Origin of the sequence: Burkholderia singularis (assembly GCF_001718875.1) — a bacterium.
Taxonomy (GTDB): Bacteria; Pseudomonadota; Gammaproteobacteria; order Burkholderiales; family Burkholderiaceae; genus Burkholderia; species Burkholderia singularis.
In genome coordinates this window covers 103,720-121,449 of sequence record NZ_CP013448.1, presented here as the reverse complement: position 1 = coordinate 121,449, position 17,730 = coordinate 103,720, and the positions used below count along the sequence as shown (strand labels likewise).

17 protein-coding genes and 1 pseudogene are annotated in these 17,730 nt (G+C 66.0%); 15 read left to right on the top strand and 3 right to left on the bottom strand.

All coding sequences use genetic code 11. From position 1 onward, the window contains the following. Positions 1–4: 4 nt before the first annotated feature. From flgF to AQ611_RS00525, 9 genes are all read left to right on the top strand, one after another. A complete protein-coding gene (gene flgF, locus AQ611_RS00565) occupies positions 5–766 on the top strand; it encodes a flagellar basal-body rod protein FlgF (RefSeq protein WP_059517392.1) in 762 nt (253 codons plus the stop codon). A gap of 41 nt (positions 767–807) precedes the next feature. Beyond that, positions 808–1,596, top strand: coding sequence for a flagellar basal-body rod protein FlgG (gene flgG, locus AQ611_RS00560; protein ID WP_059517394.1), 789 nt, complete (start codon positions 808–810; stop codon positions 1,594–1,596). Positions 1,597–1,792: 196 nt separating this feature from the next. Continuing rightward, positions 1,793–2,464, top strand: a complete 672-nt coding sequence (gene flgH, locus AQ611_RS00555) for a flagellar basal body L-ring protein FlgH (RefSeq protein WP_059517966.1) — start codon at positions 1,793–1,795, stop codon at positions 2,462–2,464. Positions 2,465–2,664: 200 nt separating this feature from the next. Then, the gene (locus AQ611_RS00550; protein ID WP_069235069.1) at positions 2,665–3,852 is read left to right on the top strand and encodes a flagellar basal body P-ring protein FlgI; all 1,188 of its coding nucleotides are present in this window, start codon (positions 2,665–2,667) and stop codon (positions 3,850–3,852) included. Between the two features lie 11 nt (positions 3,853–3,863). Next, positions 3,864–4,817, top strand: a complete 954-nt coding sequence (flgJ, locus tag AQ611_RS00545) for a flagellar assembly peptidoglycan hydrolase FlgJ (RefSeq protein ID WP_069233464.1) — start codon at positions 3,864–3,866, stop codon at positions 4,815–4,817. A 220-nt stretch (positions 4,818–5,037) separates the two neighbouring features. Next, positions 5,038–5,796, top strand: a complete 759-nt coding sequence (locus AQ611_RS00540) for a flagellar brake protein (RefSeq protein WP_069233463.1) — start codon at positions 5,038–5,040, stop codon at positions 5,794–5,796. A gap of 283 nt (positions 5,797–6,079) precedes the next feature. Next, the gene (flgK, locus tag AQ611_RS00535) at positions 6,080–8,071 is read left to right on the top strand and encodes a flagellar hook-associated protein FlgK (protein WP_069233462.1); all 1,992 of its coding nucleotides are present in this window, start codon (positions 6,080–6,082) and stop codon (positions 8,069–8,071) included. A gap of 16 nt (positions 8,072–8,087) precedes the next feature. Then, the gene (gene flgL, locus AQ611_RS00530) at positions 8,088–9,320 is read left to right on the top strand and encodes a flagellar hook-associated protein FlgL (protein WP_069233461.1); all 1,233 of its coding nucleotides are present in this window, start codon (positions 8,088–8,090) and stop codon (positions 9,318–9,320) included. 294 nt (positions 9,321–9,614) lie between these two features. Then, the gene (locus AQ611_RS00525) at positions 9,615–10,922 is read left to right on the top strand and encodes a solute carrier family 23 protein (protein WP_069235068.1); all 1,308 of its coding nucleotides are present in this window, start codon (positions 9,615–9,617) and stop codon (positions 10,920–10,922) included. A 149-nt stretch (positions 10,923–11,071) separates the two neighbouring features. Here AQ611_RS00525 and AQ611_RS00520 read toward each other — a convergent pair whose 3' ends face one another. Further along, the gene (locus tag AQ611_RS00520) at positions 11,072–11,953 is read right to left on the bottom strand and encodes a transcriptional regulator GcvA (RefSeq protein WP_069233460.1); all 882 of its coding nucleotides are present in this window, start codon (positions 11,951–11,953) and stop codon (positions 11,072–11,074) included. A 97-nt stretch (positions 11,954–12,050) separates the two neighbouring features. On the opposite strand from AQ611_RS00520, the pseudogene AQ611_RS00515 reads away from it, so the two are divergent. Beyond that, positions 12,051–12,632: pseudogene (locus AQ611_RS00515) on the top strand (chromate transporter); the annotation flags it as partial. Positions 12,633–12,811: 179 nt separating this feature from the next. Further along, positions 12,812–13,342, top strand: coding sequence for a chromate transporter (locus AQ611_RS00510; protein ID WP_069233459.1), 531 nt, complete (start codon positions 12,812–12,814; stop codon positions 13,340–13,342). A gap of 49 nt (positions 13,343–13,391) precedes the next feature. Here the strand turns inward: AQ611_RS00510 and AQ611_RS00505 are convergent, their stop codons facing one another. After that, a complete protein-coding gene (locus AQ611_RS00505) occupies positions 13,392–13,742 on the bottom strand; it encodes a hypothetical protein (protein ID WP_069233458.1) in 351 nt (116 codons plus the stop codon). 90 nt (positions 13,743–13,832) lie between these two features. Here AQ611_RS00505 and AQ611_RS00500 point away from each other — a divergent pair, with 90 nt between their 5' ends. The 4 genes from AQ611_RS00500 to AQ611_RS00485 all read left to right on the top strand — a co-directional run bounded on the left by AQ611_RS00500 (position 13,833) and on the right by AQ611_RS00485 (position 16,724). Further along, positions 13,833–14,204, top strand: coding sequence for a hypothetical protein (locus AQ611_RS00500; RefSeq protein WP_083237190.1), 372 nt, complete (start codon positions 13,833–13,835; stop codon positions 14,202–14,204). Beyond that, positions 14,201–14,893, top strand: a complete 693-nt coding sequence (locus AQ611_RS00495; RefSeq protein WP_059517413.1) for a YoaK family protein — start codon at positions 14,201–14,203, stop codon at positions 14,891–14,893. Before AQ611_RS00500 ends, AQ611_RS00495 begins: the two co-directional genes overlap by 4 nt. A 110-nt stretch (positions 14,894–15,003) precedes the next feature. After that, complete coding sequence (locus AQ611_RS00490) at positions 15,004–15,375, top strand: glyoxalase superfamily protein (RefSeq protein WP_059517415.1); 372 nt, start codon at positions 15,004–15,006, stop codon at positions 15,373–15,375. A gap of 215 nt (positions 15,376–15,590) precedes the next feature. Next, on the top strand, positions 15,591–16,724 hold the full coding sequence (locus AQ611_RS00485; RefSeq protein WP_069233457.1) for a porin: 1,134 nt from the start codon (positions 15,591–15,593) through the stop codon (positions 16,722–16,724). Positions 16,725–16,882: 158 nt separating this feature from the next. Here AQ611_RS00485 and AQ611_RS00480 read toward each other — a convergent pair whose 3' ends face one another. Then, positions 16,883–17,695 carry a hypothetical protein gene (locus AQ611_RS00480; protein WP_059517418.1) on the bottom strand — a complete coding sequence of 271 codons (813 nt, stop codon included), beginning with the start codon at positions 17,693–17,695 and terminating at the stop codon, positions 16,883–16,885. Between the last annotated feature and the right edge of the window lie 35 nt (positions 17,696–17,730).

Sequence of the window (17,730 nt, the reverse complement as noted above, 5' to 3'; positions counted from 1 at the left end):
CCTCATGGACCGACTGATCTACACGGCGATGACGGGCGCGACGCAGGCGCTCGAGCAGCAATCCGTCGTCGCGAACAATCTCGCGAACGCGTCGACAACCGGCTTCCGCGCGCAGCTCGCGACGTTTCGCGCGGTGCCGATGAATTTCGACTCCGGCGGCGGCAACGTCGACCCGGCGACCACACGCACCTATACGCTGGCATCGACGCCCGGCGCGGATTTCACGCCGGGCCCGATCGCGCAGACGGGCAACCCGCTGGACGTCGCGGTGCGCGGCGCGGGCTGGCTCACCGTGATGCTGCCCGACGGCGGCGAGGCGTACACGCGCGCGGGCAACCTGCACGTCGACGCGAACGGGCAGCTCGTCACCGCGAACAATCTGCCCGTGGTCGGCAACGGCGGGCCGCTCGCCGTGCCGCCGAACGCGCAGGTGACGATCGGCGCGGACGGCACCGTGTCGGCACTGATGCCGGGCGATCCGCCGACGGCGGTGGCGATCGTCGATCAACTGAAGCTCGTCAACCCCGATCCCGCGGCGCTCAAGCGCGGCGACGACGGCCTGTTCCGCACCGCGGACGGCAACCCCGCCGATGCCGATCCGGCCGTGAAGGTCGTGCCGAATTCGCTCGAAGGCAGTAACGTCAACCCGGTCGCGGCGATGGTGTCGATGATCGGCAACGCGCGCGCGTTCGAATGGCAGACGAAGCTGATCCAATCGGCCGACCAGAACGAGCAGGCGGCCAACCAATTGCTGAATTTCAGTTGATGCCGGCCGTTCGCCGAGCGCTTTCCTTCAGGAATCCATAAATGAACCGCTCTCTCTATATCGCCGCGACCGGCATGAGCGCGCAGCAGGCGCAGATGGACGTGATCTCGAACAATCTCGCCAACGTGAGCACCACCGGCTTCAAGGGCTCGCGCGCGGTGTTCGAGGATCTGCTGTACCAGACCGTGCGCCAGCCGGGCGCGAACTCGACGCAGCAGACCGAGTTGCCGTCCGGTTTGCAGCTCGGCACGGGCGTCCAGCAAGTGGCCACCGAGCGGCTTTACACGCAAGGCGCGTTGCAGCAGACCGGCAACTCGAAGGACGTCGCGATCAACGGCCAGGGCTTTTTCCAGGTGCTGATGCCGGACGGCACGACCGCGTACACGCGCGACGGTTCGTTCCAGACCAATGCGCAGGGCCAGCTCGTCACGTCGAGCGGCTATCAGGTGCTGCCGGCGATCACGATACCGCAGAATGCGACGGCGCTTACGATCGGCAGCGACGGCGTCGTGTCGGTCAAGCAGCCGGGCTCGAACAACGCGATTCAGATCGGCTCGCTGCAGATCGCAACGTTCGTCAATCCGGCCGGGCTCGATGCGAAAGGCGAGAACTTGTTCGAGGAGACCACGTCGTCGGGCGTGGCGAATCCGGCGCAGCCGGGGCAGAACGGCGCGGGCACGCTCAGGCAGGGCTATGTCGAGGCGTCGAACGTGAACGTCGTGCAGGAGCTTGTCAACATGATTCAGACGCAGCGCGCATACGAAATCAACAGCAAGGCCGTGACGACGTCCGACCAGATGCTGCAGACCGTCACGCAGATGGCGCGTTGAAGCCGCGCATCGTTCAGTCAGCCATCCAGCCATGATGCAGGTTCGTTTTCTTTCGCGCATGGCGCGGCGCGCCGCCGCGCTGGGTTCGCTCCACACGGGGCGGCCGCGCCGGCCGCCGGCCCATGCCGGTTGCTGCCTGGGGGCGGCCGGCCGCGCCGGGCCGCTTGCCGCCGCGCCGCGTCGCGCGCGCTCGGGCATGAGCGCGGCCGCGTTGGCGAGTGCCGCCGCTGTCGCGCTCGCGCTGGGTGCGGGCTGCGCGCAATTGCCGCGCGAGCCGATCACGCAGCAGCCGATGACGGCCGCGCCGCCGCTGCCGCCTTCGATGCAGGCGCCCGGCTCGATCTACAACCCCGGCTATGCAGGCCGGCCGCTGTTCGAGGATCAACGCCCGCGCAACGTCGGCGACATCCTGACGATCGTGATCGCGGAGAACATCAACGCGACGAAATCGTCAGGCGCGAACACGAACCGGCAGGGCAACACGAACTTCGACGTGCCGACGGCCGGTTTTCTGGGCGGCCTGTTCAACAAGGCGAATCTGTCTGCCGAAGGCGCGAACAAATTTACGTCGACGGGCGGCGCGAGCGCGGCGAACACGTTCAACGGCACGATCACCGTGACGGTGACGAACGTGCTGCCTAACGGCAATCTCGTCGTGTCCGGCGAGAAGCAGATGCTGATCAATCAGGGCAACGAATTCGTGCGCTTCTCGGGCGTCGTCAATCCGAACACGATTTCGGGCGCGAATTCGGTCTACTCGACGCAAGTCGCCGACGCGAAGATTGAGTATTCGGCCAAGGGCTATATCAACGAGGCCGAAACGATGGGTTGGCTGCAACGCTTTTTTCTCAACGTATCTCCGTGGTGACGGCGATGCGCGTTCCGATGGATGGTTCGATGCGTGATCCGCTCGCGCGGGCGCAGCGCCCGCGGCTTTGGCCGGCAGCCTGCGCCATGATTGCGATGATGATGCGCGCCGCTGCCGCTGCCGCTGCCGCTGCCGCTGCCGCTGCGCGCGCGCGATCGACTGCAGGCGCAGCCGAAACGGCAGACGCCCGGGCCGATCGCATGGCGCGCGTGGCTGCGGTGCGCGGCCGCACGGTTGCCGTGGCACGCTGCGGGTTCGCTGCCGTACTGCTCGCCATTAGCGCATGCGTGCTCGTCGCGCCATGCGCGGCGCACGCGGAGCGTCTGAAGGATCTCGCGCAAATTCAGGGCGTGCGCGATAACCCGCTGATCGGCTACGGCCTTGTCGTCGGCCTCGATGGCACCGGCGACCAGACCATGCAGACGCCGTTCACGACGCAGACGCTCGCGAACATGCTTGCGAATCTCGGCATTTCGATCAACAACGGCGCAACGAATGGCGGCGGCGCGTCGACGCTGTCGAACATGCAATTGAAAAACGTCGCGGCGGTGATGGTGACGGCGACACTGCCGCCGTTCGCGCGGCCGGGCGAGGCGATCGACGTGACGGTGTCGTCGCTCGGCAATGCGAAGAGCTTGCGCGGCGGCACGCTGCTGCTCACGCCGATGAAGGGCGCGGACGGCCAGGTCTATGCGCTCGCGCAGGGCAATCTCGCGGTCGGCGGCGCGGGCGCGAGCGCGAACGGCAGCCGGGTGCAGGTGAACCAGCTTGCGGCGGGCCGGATCGCCGGCGGCGCGATCGTCGAGCGGGCCGTGCCGAATGCGCTCGCGCAGATGAACGGCACGCTGCAACTGCAATTGAACGATATGGATTACGGCACCGCGCAGCGGATCGTCTCGGCGGTCAATGCGAGCTTCGGGCCGGGCACTGCGACGGCGCTCGACGGGCGCACGATCCAGCTGGCCGCGCCCGCCGATTCGGCGCAACAAGTCGCATTCATGGCGCGGCTGCAGAATCTCGACGTGAGCCCCGAGAAGGCCGCGGCGAAGGTGATCCTGAACGCGCGCACGGGCTCGATCGTGATGAACCAGATGGTGACGCTGCAAAGCTGCGCGGTCGCGCACGGCAACCTGTCGGTGGTCGTCAACACGCAGCCCGTCGTGTCGCAGCCGGGGCCGTTCTCGAACGGGCAAACCGTCGTCGCGCAGCAATCGCAGATTCAATTGAAGCAGGACAACGGCGCACTGAAGATGGTGACGGCCGGGGCGAACCTTGCCGACGTGGTGAAGGCGCTGAACGCGCTCGGCGCGACGCCGGCGGACTTGATCTCGATTTTGCAGGCGATGAAGGCAGCCGGCGCACTGCGCGCGGATCTGGAAATCATCTGAGGGGCATCCGGATGACGAATTTCACGAAGGCAAACGATCTGTCGCAGCGCTTCGCGCTCGATATGCAGGGGTTCGACGCGATGCGCGCGAAGGCCGCGACGGCCGCGCCGCGCGACGGCGTGAAAATGGTCGCGGGCCAGTTCGACGCGATGTTCACGCAAATGATGCTCAAGAGCATGCGCGACGCGACGCCGTCCGGGGGGCTGCTCGATTCGAGCGCATCGAAAATGTATACGTCGATGCTCGATCAGCAGCTTGCGCAGCAGATGTCGTCGAAGGGCATCGGCGTTGCCGATGCGCTGGCCAAGCAGCTGCTGCGTCAGACGAACGGCGCGTTTGGCGCGGCCGGTGCGCCGGATGCGCAGGACGAAGGCGGCCTCGCGGCGATGAGCGCGCTCGCGGCCGCGTATGCGGGCGCGCCTTCGCGCCACGGCGCGCTCGCGAGCCGCGGCTATTCGGCGGCAAGCGCGCTGATGCCGCCGAAGGGAGGCGGCAGCGGCGGCGACGGTTCGGCGCAGGTGGACGCATTCGTCGACAAGCTGGCCGGCGCGGCACAGGCGGCGAGCGCCGCCACGGGCGTGCCGGCGCGTTTCATCGTCGGCCAGGCGGCGCTCGAATCGGGCTGGGGCAAGCGCGAGATTCGCGGCGCGGACGGCGCGACGAGCTATAACGTATTCGGTATCAAGGCGACCAAGGGCTGGCGCGGGCGCACGGTGTTGGCTGTGACGACCGAATACGTGGAGGGCCGGCCGCGCCGCGTCGTCGCACAGTTCCGCGCATACGATTCATACGAGCATGCGATGACCGACTATGCCAATCTGTTGAAAAACAATCCGCGTTATGCCGGCGTGCTGAACGCCGGACAGAGCGTAGAGGGTTTCGCGCACGGTATGCAGAAGGCGGGCTACGCGACTGATCCGGCCTATGCGAAGAAACTGATTTCGATCATGCAGCAGATTGGCTGATGGCCGATGCCGCGCGCCCCTGCGGCATCGAACTGAGAGATTGCCGGGGATTCGCGCGGTTTTGACGTTTGCTAACAAAAATATAAAACGGATTCGATCTAAACTTTGCGCTGCTGTTGCCGCTAAATGCAAGAGACCAGTGATCGGGCGCACTGAGCCCGGTCTTTCCGCGCCTCGGGGAAGCAGGACATGGGCGCATCAAGATAAATACCGGCAAGCCATGAACACCGAACAATCGACTCGTCAGGGCGAAGGCGCCATTGCGCCTACCGGCCATGATTTCGGTCGCCGTAATCCGCTCGAGATCGGCGTGCAGTTGCGCAATCTTGTCAATCGCAGGGATTTTTTAACCGTCGAATATCGCGGCGGCCAGCTCGTTACCCGCATTCTCGACGTCGATGTCGGCGCGCGAACCTTCGTGTTCGACTGGGGCGCGCTCGCCGAGCAGAACGCGGGCATGCTTGCCGCCCCGTGCTGCGAGTTCCGCGCGGCGCCGGACGGCATACGCGTTGAATTCTCCACCGCGCCGCCGCGCGAAACCCGCTTCGAAGGTTTGCCCGCGTTCGAAGCCGATTTTCCCGAGGTGCTTTACTGCGTACAGCGCCGCGAGTACTTCCGCGTCGATGCGCCGCTCGTCGATCCGTTCGTCTGCCGCGGCAAGTTGCCGGACGGCGAGCATTTTCTGTTCGAAATCCACAATCTGTCGCTCGGCGGCCTCGGGTTGCGCACGGCCGACGAACGCGTCGCCGCGCTCGAACTCGGCACGACGCTATGCGATGTCGAGCTGAACCTGAACGGGCACGGGATGCTGTCGCTCGACCTGCAACTCGTCGCGCACAGTTCCACCCGCGCGCCGAGCGGCACATGCCGTCATCAGCTCGGGTTTCGCTTCGTGTCGCTGCCGGGCAGCACGGAAAACACGTTGCAGCGGCTCATCACGCAGCTCGAAATGAAGCGGCGGCAGCTCGCGCGCACGTAGCGCAGCGTCTGCGCGCCGGCCGCGCCTATCCGCGCGGGCGAGCGGCCGAGGCCGGGTGTGGCGCGCATGCGTATGCATACGCATGCGCGCGCTGGCGCGATGCGCGGTCGGCGGTATGGCCGGCGCGTCCGCCGTTCGTCCTGTTTCATGCGCCGGGCTCCGCCCGGCCGTTTCGGCGCGTTCGCCGCTTCGCGCGCGGCCTCAATTTTTCCGACGCGCGGCCGTTATCCCTGGAATCCACGCAACCCGGCGGCCGCGGCGCGGCCGGCTAATAGGATCGCGCATGTCCAATATCCTCATGAACCTTGGGGTCAGCGGCCTGAACGCCGCGCTCTGGGGGCTCACCACCACCGGCCAGAACATCAGCAATTCGGCCACACCCGGCTATTCGGTCGAGCGCCCCGTGTTTGCGGAGGCGGGCGGCCAATACACGTCGAGCGGCTATCTGCCGCAAGGCGCGACGACGGTGAGCGTCGAGCGCCAGTACAGCCAGTATCTGTCGGACCAGCTCAATGCCGCGCAAACGCAGGGCAGCGCGTTGTCGACGTATTACACGCTCGTCGCGCAGCTCAACAACTACGTCGGCAGCCCGACGGCCGGCATCTCGTCTGCGATTTCGAACTATTTCAGCGGACTGCAGACGGTGGCAAACAGCGCGTCCGATCCGTCGACGCGGCAAACCGCGATGAGCAACGCACAAACGCTCGCGAGCCAACTCGTCGCGGCCGGCCAGCAGTATGCGCAATTGCGTCAGAACGTGAATTCGCAACTCACGAGCGCCGTCTCGCAAATCAACGGTTACGCGGCGCAGATCGCGCAACTCAATCAGCAGATCGCGGGCGCGAGCGCGCAAGGGCAGCCGCCGAATCAGTTGCTCGATCAGCGCGATCTCGCGGTGTCGAATCTTTCGCAGCTCGTCGGCGTTCAGGTGGTGCAAAGCGACGGCAATTACAGCGTGTTCCTCGCGGGCGGGCAGCCGCTCGTGGTCTCCAGCGCGAGCTACCAGCTCGCGGCCGTTGCGTCGCAGTCCGATCCGAGCGAACTCACGATCGTGTCGCAGGGCATCGCGGGCACGAATCCGCCGGGCGCGGCGCAATATCTGCCCGACGTGTCGCTGACGGGCGGCACGCTCGGCGGCCTGCTCCAGTTTCGCCGCCAGACGCTCGATCCCGCTCAGGCGCAACTCGGCGCGCTGGCGGTGAGCTTTGCCGCGCAAGTCAACGCGCAGAATGCGCTTGGCATCGACCTGTCGGGCAAGCCGGGCGGCGATCTGTTCACCGTCGCGAATCCGGCCGTCTATGCGAATCAGCGCAACACCGGCGGCGCGGCGCTTGCCGTGTCGTTTGCCGACAGCACGCAGCCGCCGTCGGGCGACTATACGTTGTCGTTCGACGGCGCGAAGTATGCGCTGACCGATCGCGCGACGGGTAACGTCGTCGGCACGTCGACTACGCTGCCGGCGACGCTCGGCGGCCTCAAATTGTCGATCACCGGCACGATGGCCGCCGGCGACGCGTTCACCGTGCTGCCGACGCGCGGCGCGCTCGACGCGTTCGCGCTCGCCACCTCCAACGGCTCGGCGATCGCGGCGGCCTCGCCGGTGCTTGCGGCGAGCGCGGCGTCCAACAGCGGAACGGGCGTGATCTCGCAAGGCGCGGTGGGCGCGGGCTACCAGTTGCCGTCCGGCACGACGACGCTCATCTACGACGCGGCGGCGAAATCGCTGACGGGCTTTCCGGCGGGCACGACGGTCACGATCGCGGGCACGCCGCCGACCTCGATCGACATCACGGGCCCGACGACGCGCGTGCCGTATGACGCGTCGCTCGGCGCGACGCTGACGGTGTCGAGCACGGTGCAGCCCGCGCCGGCCGGCGTGATGAACGGCGTGTCCGTCACGTTGTCGGGTGCGCCCGCCGATGGCGACCGCTTCACGATCGCCGCGAACACGGGCCTGAACGACGGGCGCAACGCGCTCGCGCTGTCGAAGCTCGTCAACGGCAAGACGATGAACGGCGGCACGGCGACGCTGACGGGCGCGTATGCGAGCTACGTGAACGCGATCGGCAATGCGGCGAGCCAGTTGAAGGCGTCGAGCGCCGCGCAGACGGCGCTGATCGGTCAGGCCACGGCCGCGCAGCAGTCGGTGTCCGGCGTGAACCAGAACGAGGAGGCGGCGAACCTGATGCAATATCAGCAGCTTTATCAGGCGAACGCGAAAGTGATCCAGACGGCGAACTCGCTGTTCCAGACCGTGCTCGGTCTGTTCAATTGAGCGGGGAGGATGAGCGATGCGTATTTCCAGCGCCCAGCTATACAGCCTGAACGTCGGCATGATGAACGACCAGCAGGCGCAACTCGCGCAGCTTTACCAGCAAGTCTCGAGCGGCATCAGCTTGACGACCCCCGCCGACAATCCGCTCGCGGCCGCGCAGGCGGTACAGTTGTCGGCGGCGTCGGCGGCGCTTGCACAGTACACGTCGAATCAGGCAAGCGCGCTGAGCGCGCTGCAAACGGAGGACACGGCGCTTGCCAGCGTGAACACCCAGTTGAACAGCGCATACAGCCTGCTGATGCACGCGGGCGACGGCGGACTGTCCGACACCGACCGCGCCGCGCTCGCCGCGCAGCTCCAGGGCGTGCGCGACCATCTGCTGACGCTCGCGAACACCGCGGACGGCGCGGGCAACTATCTGTTCGCGGGCTTTCAGACCACGACGCAGCCGTTCTCGAACAAGCCGGGCGGCGGTGTCACGTATAGCGGCGATCCCGGCGCGCGCACCGTGCAGATCGCCGATACGCGCACGATCGCGCAGGGCGACAGCGGCGCGAGCGTGTTCCTGTCGGTGCCGTTTGCGGGAAGCCTGCCGGTGCCGGCCGCCGGTGCGGGCAATACCGGCTCGGGCACGATCGGCGCGGTGAGCATCGCGAGCGCGTCCGATCCGGCCAATGCGCACCAGTTCACGATCACGTTCGGCGGCACGGCGGCCGCGCCGACCTACACGGTCACGGACAATACGGTCGTCCCGCCGGCCACCGGCGCCGCTCAACCTTATTCGCCCGGCGCGGGCATCGATCTCGGCGGCCAGACGGTGGCGGTGTCGGGCAAGCCCGCACCCGGCGACACGTTCACCGTCACGCCCGCGCCGCAGGCGGGCACCGACGTGTTCGCGACGCTCGACACGGCGATCGCCGTGCTGAAGGCGCCCGTCGGCAGCGATCCGGTCGCGTCGACCGCGCTGACGAACGCGCTCGCGACCGCGTCGACAAAGCTGACGAATACGATGACGAACGTGCTGACCGTGCAGGCGTCGGTGGGCGGCCGCGTGCAGGAGGTAAAAGCGATGCAGGCGGTGACGTCGACGAACTCGCTGCAAACCGCGAACAACCTGTCGAATCTGACCGATACGAATTTGCCGGCCGCGATCAGCCAGTTCCTGCAAGTGCAGAACGCGCTGTCTGCCGCGCAGAAGACGTTTGTGCAGATGCAGAATTTATCGCTGTTCCAGTATTTGAATCCGTAAGCGGCACACGCGGCGGCGTGCCGCGCCGTCTCGTATCGCTTCTTTGGGGCCGGTCGGCTGGCGTTGCGGTATTTTTTCGCGGCGCAGGCGTTTGCGCTATCGTCCGCGCTTGCCACACGGCGGATTCGCCGCTTGCCGCACGGCAGCCGTCCCACCGTCCGGGCGGCCGTGCGCTTTATCGTCCGCGCCGCGCTCTCTTGTCATCGCGTTTGCCGCTCCGTACACTCCCGCGTGATTTTTCGCGCGGCGAGCCGTTCCCCGCGCGCCGTACCCGGACCAGAGGAGAGCCCCGCGATGCCCGATTCCTATTTTCCGCGCTGGCGGTTGCAGCCGCGCGCCGATGCGACCCAGGTCGTCGCGCCCGATGAGCGGCTGCCCTGGCCGCAAATGGCCGCGATGGGCGTGCAGCACGTCGTCGCGATGTTCGGCTCGACCGTGCTCGCTCCGCTGCTGATGGGCTTCGACCCGAACCTCTGCATCCTGATGTCCGGCGTCGGCACACTGCTGTTCTTCGTGCTCGTCGGCGGCCGCGTGCCGAGCTATCTCGGCTCGAGCTTCGCGTTCATCGGCGTTGTGATCGCGGCGACCGGCTACGGCGGCGCGGGGCCGAACGCCAACGTGCCGGTGGCGCTCGGCGGCATCATCGCGTGCGGCGTCGTCTACGCGCTGATCGGTGCGATCGTCGCGGCGATCGGCACGCGTTGGATCGAGGCGCTGATGCCGCCTGTCGTCACCGGCGCGATCGTCGCGGTGATCGGGCTGAATCTCGCGCCGGTCGCGGTAAAGAGCGTCAGCGCGTCGGCGTTCGATTCGACGCTCGCGCTCGTGACGGTGCTGTGCGTGGGTGGCGTGGCGGTGTTCGCGCGCGGGATGCTGCAGCGGCTCTTGATTCTCGTCGGCGTGCTGATTGCCTATGCGATCTACGCGGTGGCGGCCAACGGGCTCGGGCTCGGCAAGCCGATCGATTTCGCGAGCGTCGCGCATGCCGCGTGGTTCGGCGTCCCGACGTTTCGCCAGCCGGCATTCGATCCGCGCGCGCTTGCGCTGATCGCGCCCGTCGCGGTCATCCTCGTCGCGGAAAATCTTGGCCATATCAAGGCAGTGAGCGCGATGACGGGGCGCAATCTGGACCGCTACGTCGGCCGCGCGTTCATCGGCGACGCACTCGCAACGATCGTGTCGGGCAGCGCGGGCGGCACGGGTGTGACGACCTACGCGGAGAATATCGGCGTGATGGCGGTTACCCGGATCTACTCGACGCTCGTGTTCGTTGCCGCCGCGCTGATCGCGGTCGCGCTCGGCTTTTCGCCGAAATTCGGCGCGCTGATCCAGACGATTCCGCCGGCGGTGCTGGGCGGCGTGTCGATCGTCGTGTTCGGGCTGATCGCGGTGACGGGCGCGCGGATCTGGGTGGTCAACCGCGTCGACTTCTCGGACAACCGCAATCTGATTGTCGCCGCAGTCACGCTCGTGCTGGGCGCGGGCGATTTTTCGGTCAAATTCGGCGGCTTCGCGCTCGGTGGAATCGGCACCGCGACCTTTGGCGCGATCGTTCTTTACGCGCTGTTGCGCAAGGAGAAGGAGCCGGGGCCGGTGGTTTGAGCGTCCGCGCGCTGGCGTGCACGCATGCTTCACGCTGCGGCGGCGCATCAAGCAATGCGTCTTCCGCTCGTCGCTTCGCGCCGCCGGCCGCCGACGCAATCCGGCCTGCGGCGCTTGGCCGGGCGCCAGATCGCCGTCGCGCCCGGCGTTCAGCCGGCATCGGCCTGCGCTTCGAGCCATGCGCAAAACCGGTTGACGAGCGCTTCACCGGCCGTCTCGCGCGGCGCGATCCACCAGTAGCTGCGCGCCGCGATCCTCGGGCCCGGCAGCGGCGTCACCAGCCGGCCGTTCGCGAGTTCGTCGGCCATCAGCGGCAGCGGCCCGAGCGCGACGCCGAGGCCGTCCACGGCTGCTTGCAGCGCCAGATAGAAATGGTCGAACGACTGTTTCTTGCGGTTTTTCATCGGTACGCCCGCCGCGGCGAACCATTCGCGCCATGCGCCGGGGCGCGTGTCCGAATGCAGCAGCACGTGGCGCGCGAGATCGTCCGCGCTTGCGATCGGCGCACGCTTGAGCAGCGCCGGGCTGCAGACGGGAATCAAGCTTTCGTCGAGAAACCGGCCGCTTGCGCAATTCGGCCAGCGGCCGGGCCCGCGGCGGATTGCGACGTCAAAACCGTCTAGCGCGCCAAGTGGCGTATTCGATGTCGATAATTTGAGTTCGACGTTCGGTGTGTCGCGCTGGAACCGCGACAGACGCGGCAGCAACCATTTCATCGCGAAAGTAGGCAGCGCATCGATGCGCAGCACGCGCGCCGCACCGGTGTGGCGCAGTTGCTCGGTCGCAAGCGCGATGCTGTCGAATGCCGCCTCGACTGTCACGAGATAGCGGCGCCCTTCGTCGGTGAGCTTCACGCGTTTGCCGTGCCGGTGAAATACCGGCTTGCCAAGCCACGCTTCGAATGCGGCGATTTGGCGGCTGATGGCACCGTGAGTCACATGCAGTTCTTCGCCGGCGGCGCTGAAACTTTCATGTCTTGCAGCGGCTTCGAAGGCTTTCAATGCAGGAAACGGGGGGAGATCGCGTGCCATGCTTGTGATTTTAGATCACAAGAGAATGTCGGCAAAATCGTTTTGCGCCTGCGATGAACGGGCGTAATCTCGGCACATCGAAATCGCGAGGATCCCTATGCAATCTCCGCTCGAACCTGTTTCCGGCGCGCGGGCGATCAGTGTTGCCGATTTGTTCATCGGGTTTCTCGGCCTCGGGCTGATATCGTTCGGCGGCGCGCTGCCGTTTGCGCGGCGCGCGCTTGTCGAGGAGCGCCGCTGGCTTAGCGCCGACGAGTTCACCGATTTGCTCGGCTTGTGCCAATTTCTGCCGGGCGGCAACGTGATCAACCTGTCGGTGGCCGTCGGGATGCGGTTTCGCGGCGTGCCGGGCGCGCTCGCGGGCCTGATGGGCCTCGTTGCCGGGCCGACGCTCGTGGTTGTCGCGCTGGGTGTGTTGTATGCGAGGACGCAGCAGTATCCGCAGATACAGCATTTATTCGGCGGCCTGGCGGCCGCGGCGGCGGGCCTTTTGATCGCGATGGCGGGAAAGGTCGCGAAGCCGCTGCGTCATGCGCGTCAGGCGGCCTGTATTGCGGCGCTTGCGGTCGTCGCGATTGCCGGGCTGCGCATCGCGCTGCTGCCGACGATGCTGGTACTGACGCCGGTGAGCATTTGGCTTGCGTCGCGCGCGCAGCGCGGTGCGCGCGGGAGCGAAGGCGGTGCCGCCGCGAACGCAGCGAACGCCACGAACGCCACGAACGCAGCGAACGCCACGAACGCCACGAACGCCACGAACGCCACAAACGCCACAAACGCCACAAACGCCACAAACGCCACAAACGCCACCCCCCCGCGCTCGGCCGCCGACGTTGACCCCAACCCGCCGGGAGCACGCCAATGAGCACCACGCTTGCCGCACTCGCGGCGATTTTCGCCCAGCTTTCGCTGCTCGCATTCGGCGGCGGCAACACGATCCTGCCGGAGATGCAGCGCCAAGTCGTCGACGTGCATCATTGGATGAGCGCCCAGGCGTTCACCGCGCTGTTCGCACTCGCACAGGCCGCGCCGGGCCCGAACATGATGATCGTGCCGCTTGTCGGCTGGCATGTCGCGGGATGGCCGGGGCTCGCCGTGTCGTCGATCGCGAAATTCGGGCCGTCGTCGGTCGTGACCATGCTGGTGCTGCACGCATGGGAGCGCTTCAAGGACAAGCCGTGGCGCCGCTATGTTCAGCAAGGGATGATGCCGGTGACGGCCGGCCTCGTCATCGCGAGCGCGGTGTTGATTACCGAAGCCTCGAATCATTCGGCGCTGCAATGGGGGATCACCGCGGCAAGCGCGGCGCTCGCGTACCGCACGCGTGTACATCCGCTTTGGCTGCTGGCGGGCGGCGCGCTGCTGGGCGTGGCGAGCGGTTTCGTCGCTTGAGCCGCGGCGTTGCCACGATGCTGAGGTATTCAGGGCACGCTGCGCACGCTCAGCGCGCCGTATCGCGCGCATCGCGCACCCCGCCCTTCACGAGGCCGAGCAGCCGGGCGCGCTCGGCCGCGAGGCCGGCGCCGGGCGCGGACCAGTCGAGCACGTAGCCGTGGTTCAGCGAGTCGCGCACGATCGACGCATAGTCGGATTTCGTCAGCTTGCCGTCGCGCATCGCCTGTCCGACTTCATCGCGCAGATCCGGCGTGAAGCCGGGATAGGCGGCGGCGAGCGCCGCGTACTGGCGCGCATCGATCTCATCGGCTTCGCGATTGAGCGCCCACACGACGACGAGCACGATGGCGATGAACGGCACGGCGGTATAGCGCAGAAAGAATTGAACGGCAGTCATGACAAGGCAAAGCGTTGAGACGTGATGGGAGGGGCCGGGGCGGCGGGTATACTGGCGCGCATTCGACCAATCGGAAACCAGGCTGCGCCTATGAAGCCGACGCCTTTCGCGTGCCCGCCATGCGCGATGGACAACATCTGCACCGACGACGGCCATTATATTTGCGCGCACTGCGCACATGATTGGCCGGCTGCCGGCGCGTCGACTGCCGCCGATGCGGATGCGGCAACGGCAATCGTCAGGGATGCGAATGGCAACACGTTCGCCGGCGGCCGCACGGCCGCGGGGGGCGAGGCGCCGACGCTCGACGGTTTGTCCATGGCGTTCAACATGAGCCGGGCGGTGAAGCCTGTCCGGCTCGCGGGCGGTGGCCATGCAGCCATCGGCAAGATGGAGGCATGCGGGTGGTTTCGCGCGCAACGCGTGCTGCCTGAAGCAACTATGAACGGCATGCGGTCATGAACCTCGATGCCGCCAGCCGCAACCTGGGCGTTGCAGCGCTGCTCACGCTGTCGGGCGGTTTTCTCGACGCGTACACGTATGTCGGTCATGGCCGTGTGTTCGCGAATACGATGACGGGCAATGTCGCGCTGCTCGGCATCAACGTATCGGCGGGCGACTGGGCGCAGGCGCTGCATCATGTGCCGCCGCTCGGCGGATTCGTGCTCGCGGTGTTCGTCTCGCATCTGCTGGGGCTCGCCGCGCAAAAGGGCTGGGTCCGGCACACGGCATTCGTTGCGCTGTGCGTGGAGATCGTGTTTCTTGCACTCGCGTCGTGCGGCTGGCCTGAATGGTCGAGCGCATGGCTGATTCCGGGCATCTCGTTCGTCGCGACGCTGCAAACGTTGTCGTTTACTCAGTTGGAGAGCCTGTCCTATACCTCGGTGATGACGACGGGCAATCTGCGCCGCGCCGCACAATTGCTGTTCGCCGGCCTGATTCCCCGCTACGACGCACGGGTGCTGCACGACTCAGGGCTGCTTGCGATCATCAGTTTCTGTTTCCTGTTCGGCGCGGTGCTGGGCGGCCTGCTGACGCGCTTGACCGGCGGCAATGCGCTATGGGGCGCGGTGCTGCTGCTGATCGCGGCATTCGCGGAGATCATCCGGCGTGCGCGCCGCGGCACGCGCGCGCCCGCGCAGGACGGCTAACGACGCACCGTGCATGACGCCCGCGCACGGCGGCCCGCGTATCGGCTGCCGCATCTATGCATACCTGATACGCTCGGGCGTCAGCGAATCCCGACAGAGAGGGCGCCCCGATGCAATTTTCATCTGCGATTCCTGTGCTGCGAATCTTCTCCGAGCCGAAGGCGAAGGAGTTTTACGTCGATTTCCTCGGTTTCGTGCTCGAATGGGAGCATCGCTTCGCGCCCGGCTTGCCGCTTTACGCGCAGGTGCGGCGCGGCGATCTGATCCTTCATCTGAGCGAACACCACGGCGACGCGACGCCGGGCTCAACGGTCTTCGCGCCGCTCGAAGGCATCGATACGCTGCGCGACGAGCTTCACGCCAAGCACTACGCCTATGCGCGCCCGTCGGTCGAGCGCTACGACTGGGGGCGAGTGATGGAGATTGCCGATCCGTTCGGCAACCGCCTGCGCTTTTGCGAGCGCGACGCCCAGCGCGGCTGACTACCTGCGCGCCCGAGCGCCGGCCGAACGCCGCGGCGAAGCGCCGGCAACCGCCCACCGTTGCGCAATGACGACAACGCCGCCCATGCGGCATGGTCTTTTTTTGGCCGGAGCCGACATCGTCATATGATTTGCGGCTCGTCGCGCGTGACGGCGAAGCCTGCTGCGGCCATGGCCGAGTGCGGGAGACGGAGACAATTCATACAGGACAATCAATGAAACCAATGACTAAAATCGCGGGGGTTGCAGCAGGAACGATGCTGGCGATCGCGAGCCAGCAAGCCATCGCGCAAAGCTCGGTGACGCTTTGGGGCGTGGCGGATGTCAGCGTGCGTTATCTGACCAATTCGAACGCCAATAACGACGGCCGCGTGTTCATGACGAACGGCGCGATCACGAACAGCCGCATCGGCCTGCGCGGCAACGAGGATCTCGGCGGCGGCCTGAAGGCGATCTTCAATCTCGAAAGCGGCATGAACTTGCAGGACGGATCGTTCTCGGACCGCCATCGGATGTTCAACCGCGCCGCCTATGTCGGCCTGTCGAGCCAGTACGGCACGCTCACGCTCGGGCGCCAGAAAACGGTGTTGTTCGATCTGCTGAGCGATACATACGATCCGTTGACGGTCGGCAACTATCTCGAGAACGCGTGGCTGCCGGTCGCGCTCGGCGCGGGGCTCTATGCGGATAATTCGATCAAGTATCGCGGCACGTTCGGCGGCCTGACGCTCGGCGCGATCTACTCGTTCGGCACCGATTCGACGTCGACGGGCACGGGCGGCTTCTCCGGACAGATTCCGGGCCACCTGGGCGCGGGCAATATGTACGGCTTCTCGCTGTCGTATGTGGCGGGGCCGATCAGCATCGCGGCGGGCGTTCAGCAGAACAGCGACAATTCGAGCCGCAAGCAGACGATCTATCACGCGAACGTCGTCTACGCGTTCAGCACCGTGAAGCTTTACGCGGGCTATTTGCGCTCGAAGGACGATACGGGTTTTGTCGACGGCTTGCTCGTGCAGCAGCAGGGGCTGTTCGCAAACGGCGCGCCGAAGGGCACGGGCCGGATCGACGACGGCCCGTTCGCCGGCGTGAGCTGGCAGGCCACGCCTGCGCTTACGCTGACGGGCGCGTTCTACTATGACCACATGCGCAATGCGACGAACGCGAGCGGCCAGCTCGCGAGCGGCAACCGCTATACGGGCGTTGCGCTGGCCGAATATGCGTTGTCGAAGCGCACCGAAATTTACGGCACGGTCGATTTCAGCAAGGTGACCGGCGCGGCGACGGTCGAGCTGCCGGGACGCAACAACCAGACCGGCGTGTCGATCGGACTGCGCAACATCTTCTGATGGCGGCGCGGCATCTCGTTTGATTCGAGCGGCAAAAAAACGGCCCGCGCAAGTGAACTGCACCCAACGGTTGGATTTGCCTCCAATTTGGGGAGGGCAGTTCAAAGCGGGCCGTTTGGCTTCGCGTCTTTTCGTTTCAGCTTTGCTTCAGTTTCGCTTCAGCGCGCGGCGAGCGCCGAGCTGTTCGCTTGTTGCGATACCTGCGTGAGAATCTGCTTGGCTGCCGCGAACGACTGGTTCATATAGATTTTCACGAACGAGTGGCCGAGCGGGTCAGTGAACAGATGCGGGCCCAGCGAGAAATTCGCGGGCATGACCGTCTGCACGATGCCGAGGCTGCCGATCACCGTATCGGAGGTGGAGGTCAGATAGCTCGAACCCGGCAGCAGATAGCGCGCCGCATTGCCGACGTTGACCGTCGTGATCTTGCCCTGCGCCTGTTCCGGCCCGGTGATCAGGAGGTTCGTCTCGAAGTTCGCATACAGCGAACCCTGCGAATGGCCAACCAGCACGACCTTGCGGTTTTGCTGCAAGTACGTGCGATATTGATTCAGATGATCCGGCAATTCGGGGATTTCGTTTTGCGTCAGGATCGAGACGTATTTCTGCTCGAGCGCGGCGTCCATGCCGCTCGACGGGATGCTGCCGCCGTCGATCGCCCGCCAGAAGTCCGCCGGGCTGGACCCTTCGACCGACTTTTGTTTGAACACCTGATAAAGATCGCTGAAGGTGCCTTGCGTTGCGTTGTAGGCGTTGCCATACACGTAGGTGTTGCCCGCATCGCGCGTGTTCAGTTCATTTTTCAATACTTGCAGGCTCGCGAGCGCATCGTCGAATGTGTTGTTGATGCCGTTGACGAACACGATTGCCGAACCGGGCGCGGCCGTGGCGGCCCGCGCCGCGTTCAGCAGCGGCACATACGGCAGCGCGAGCAGCGAGCCGGCGATCATCAGCGTTGCTAACTTTTTCATCGGAAAGCGCCTCCTGGGTAGGGGAAAACATCAGG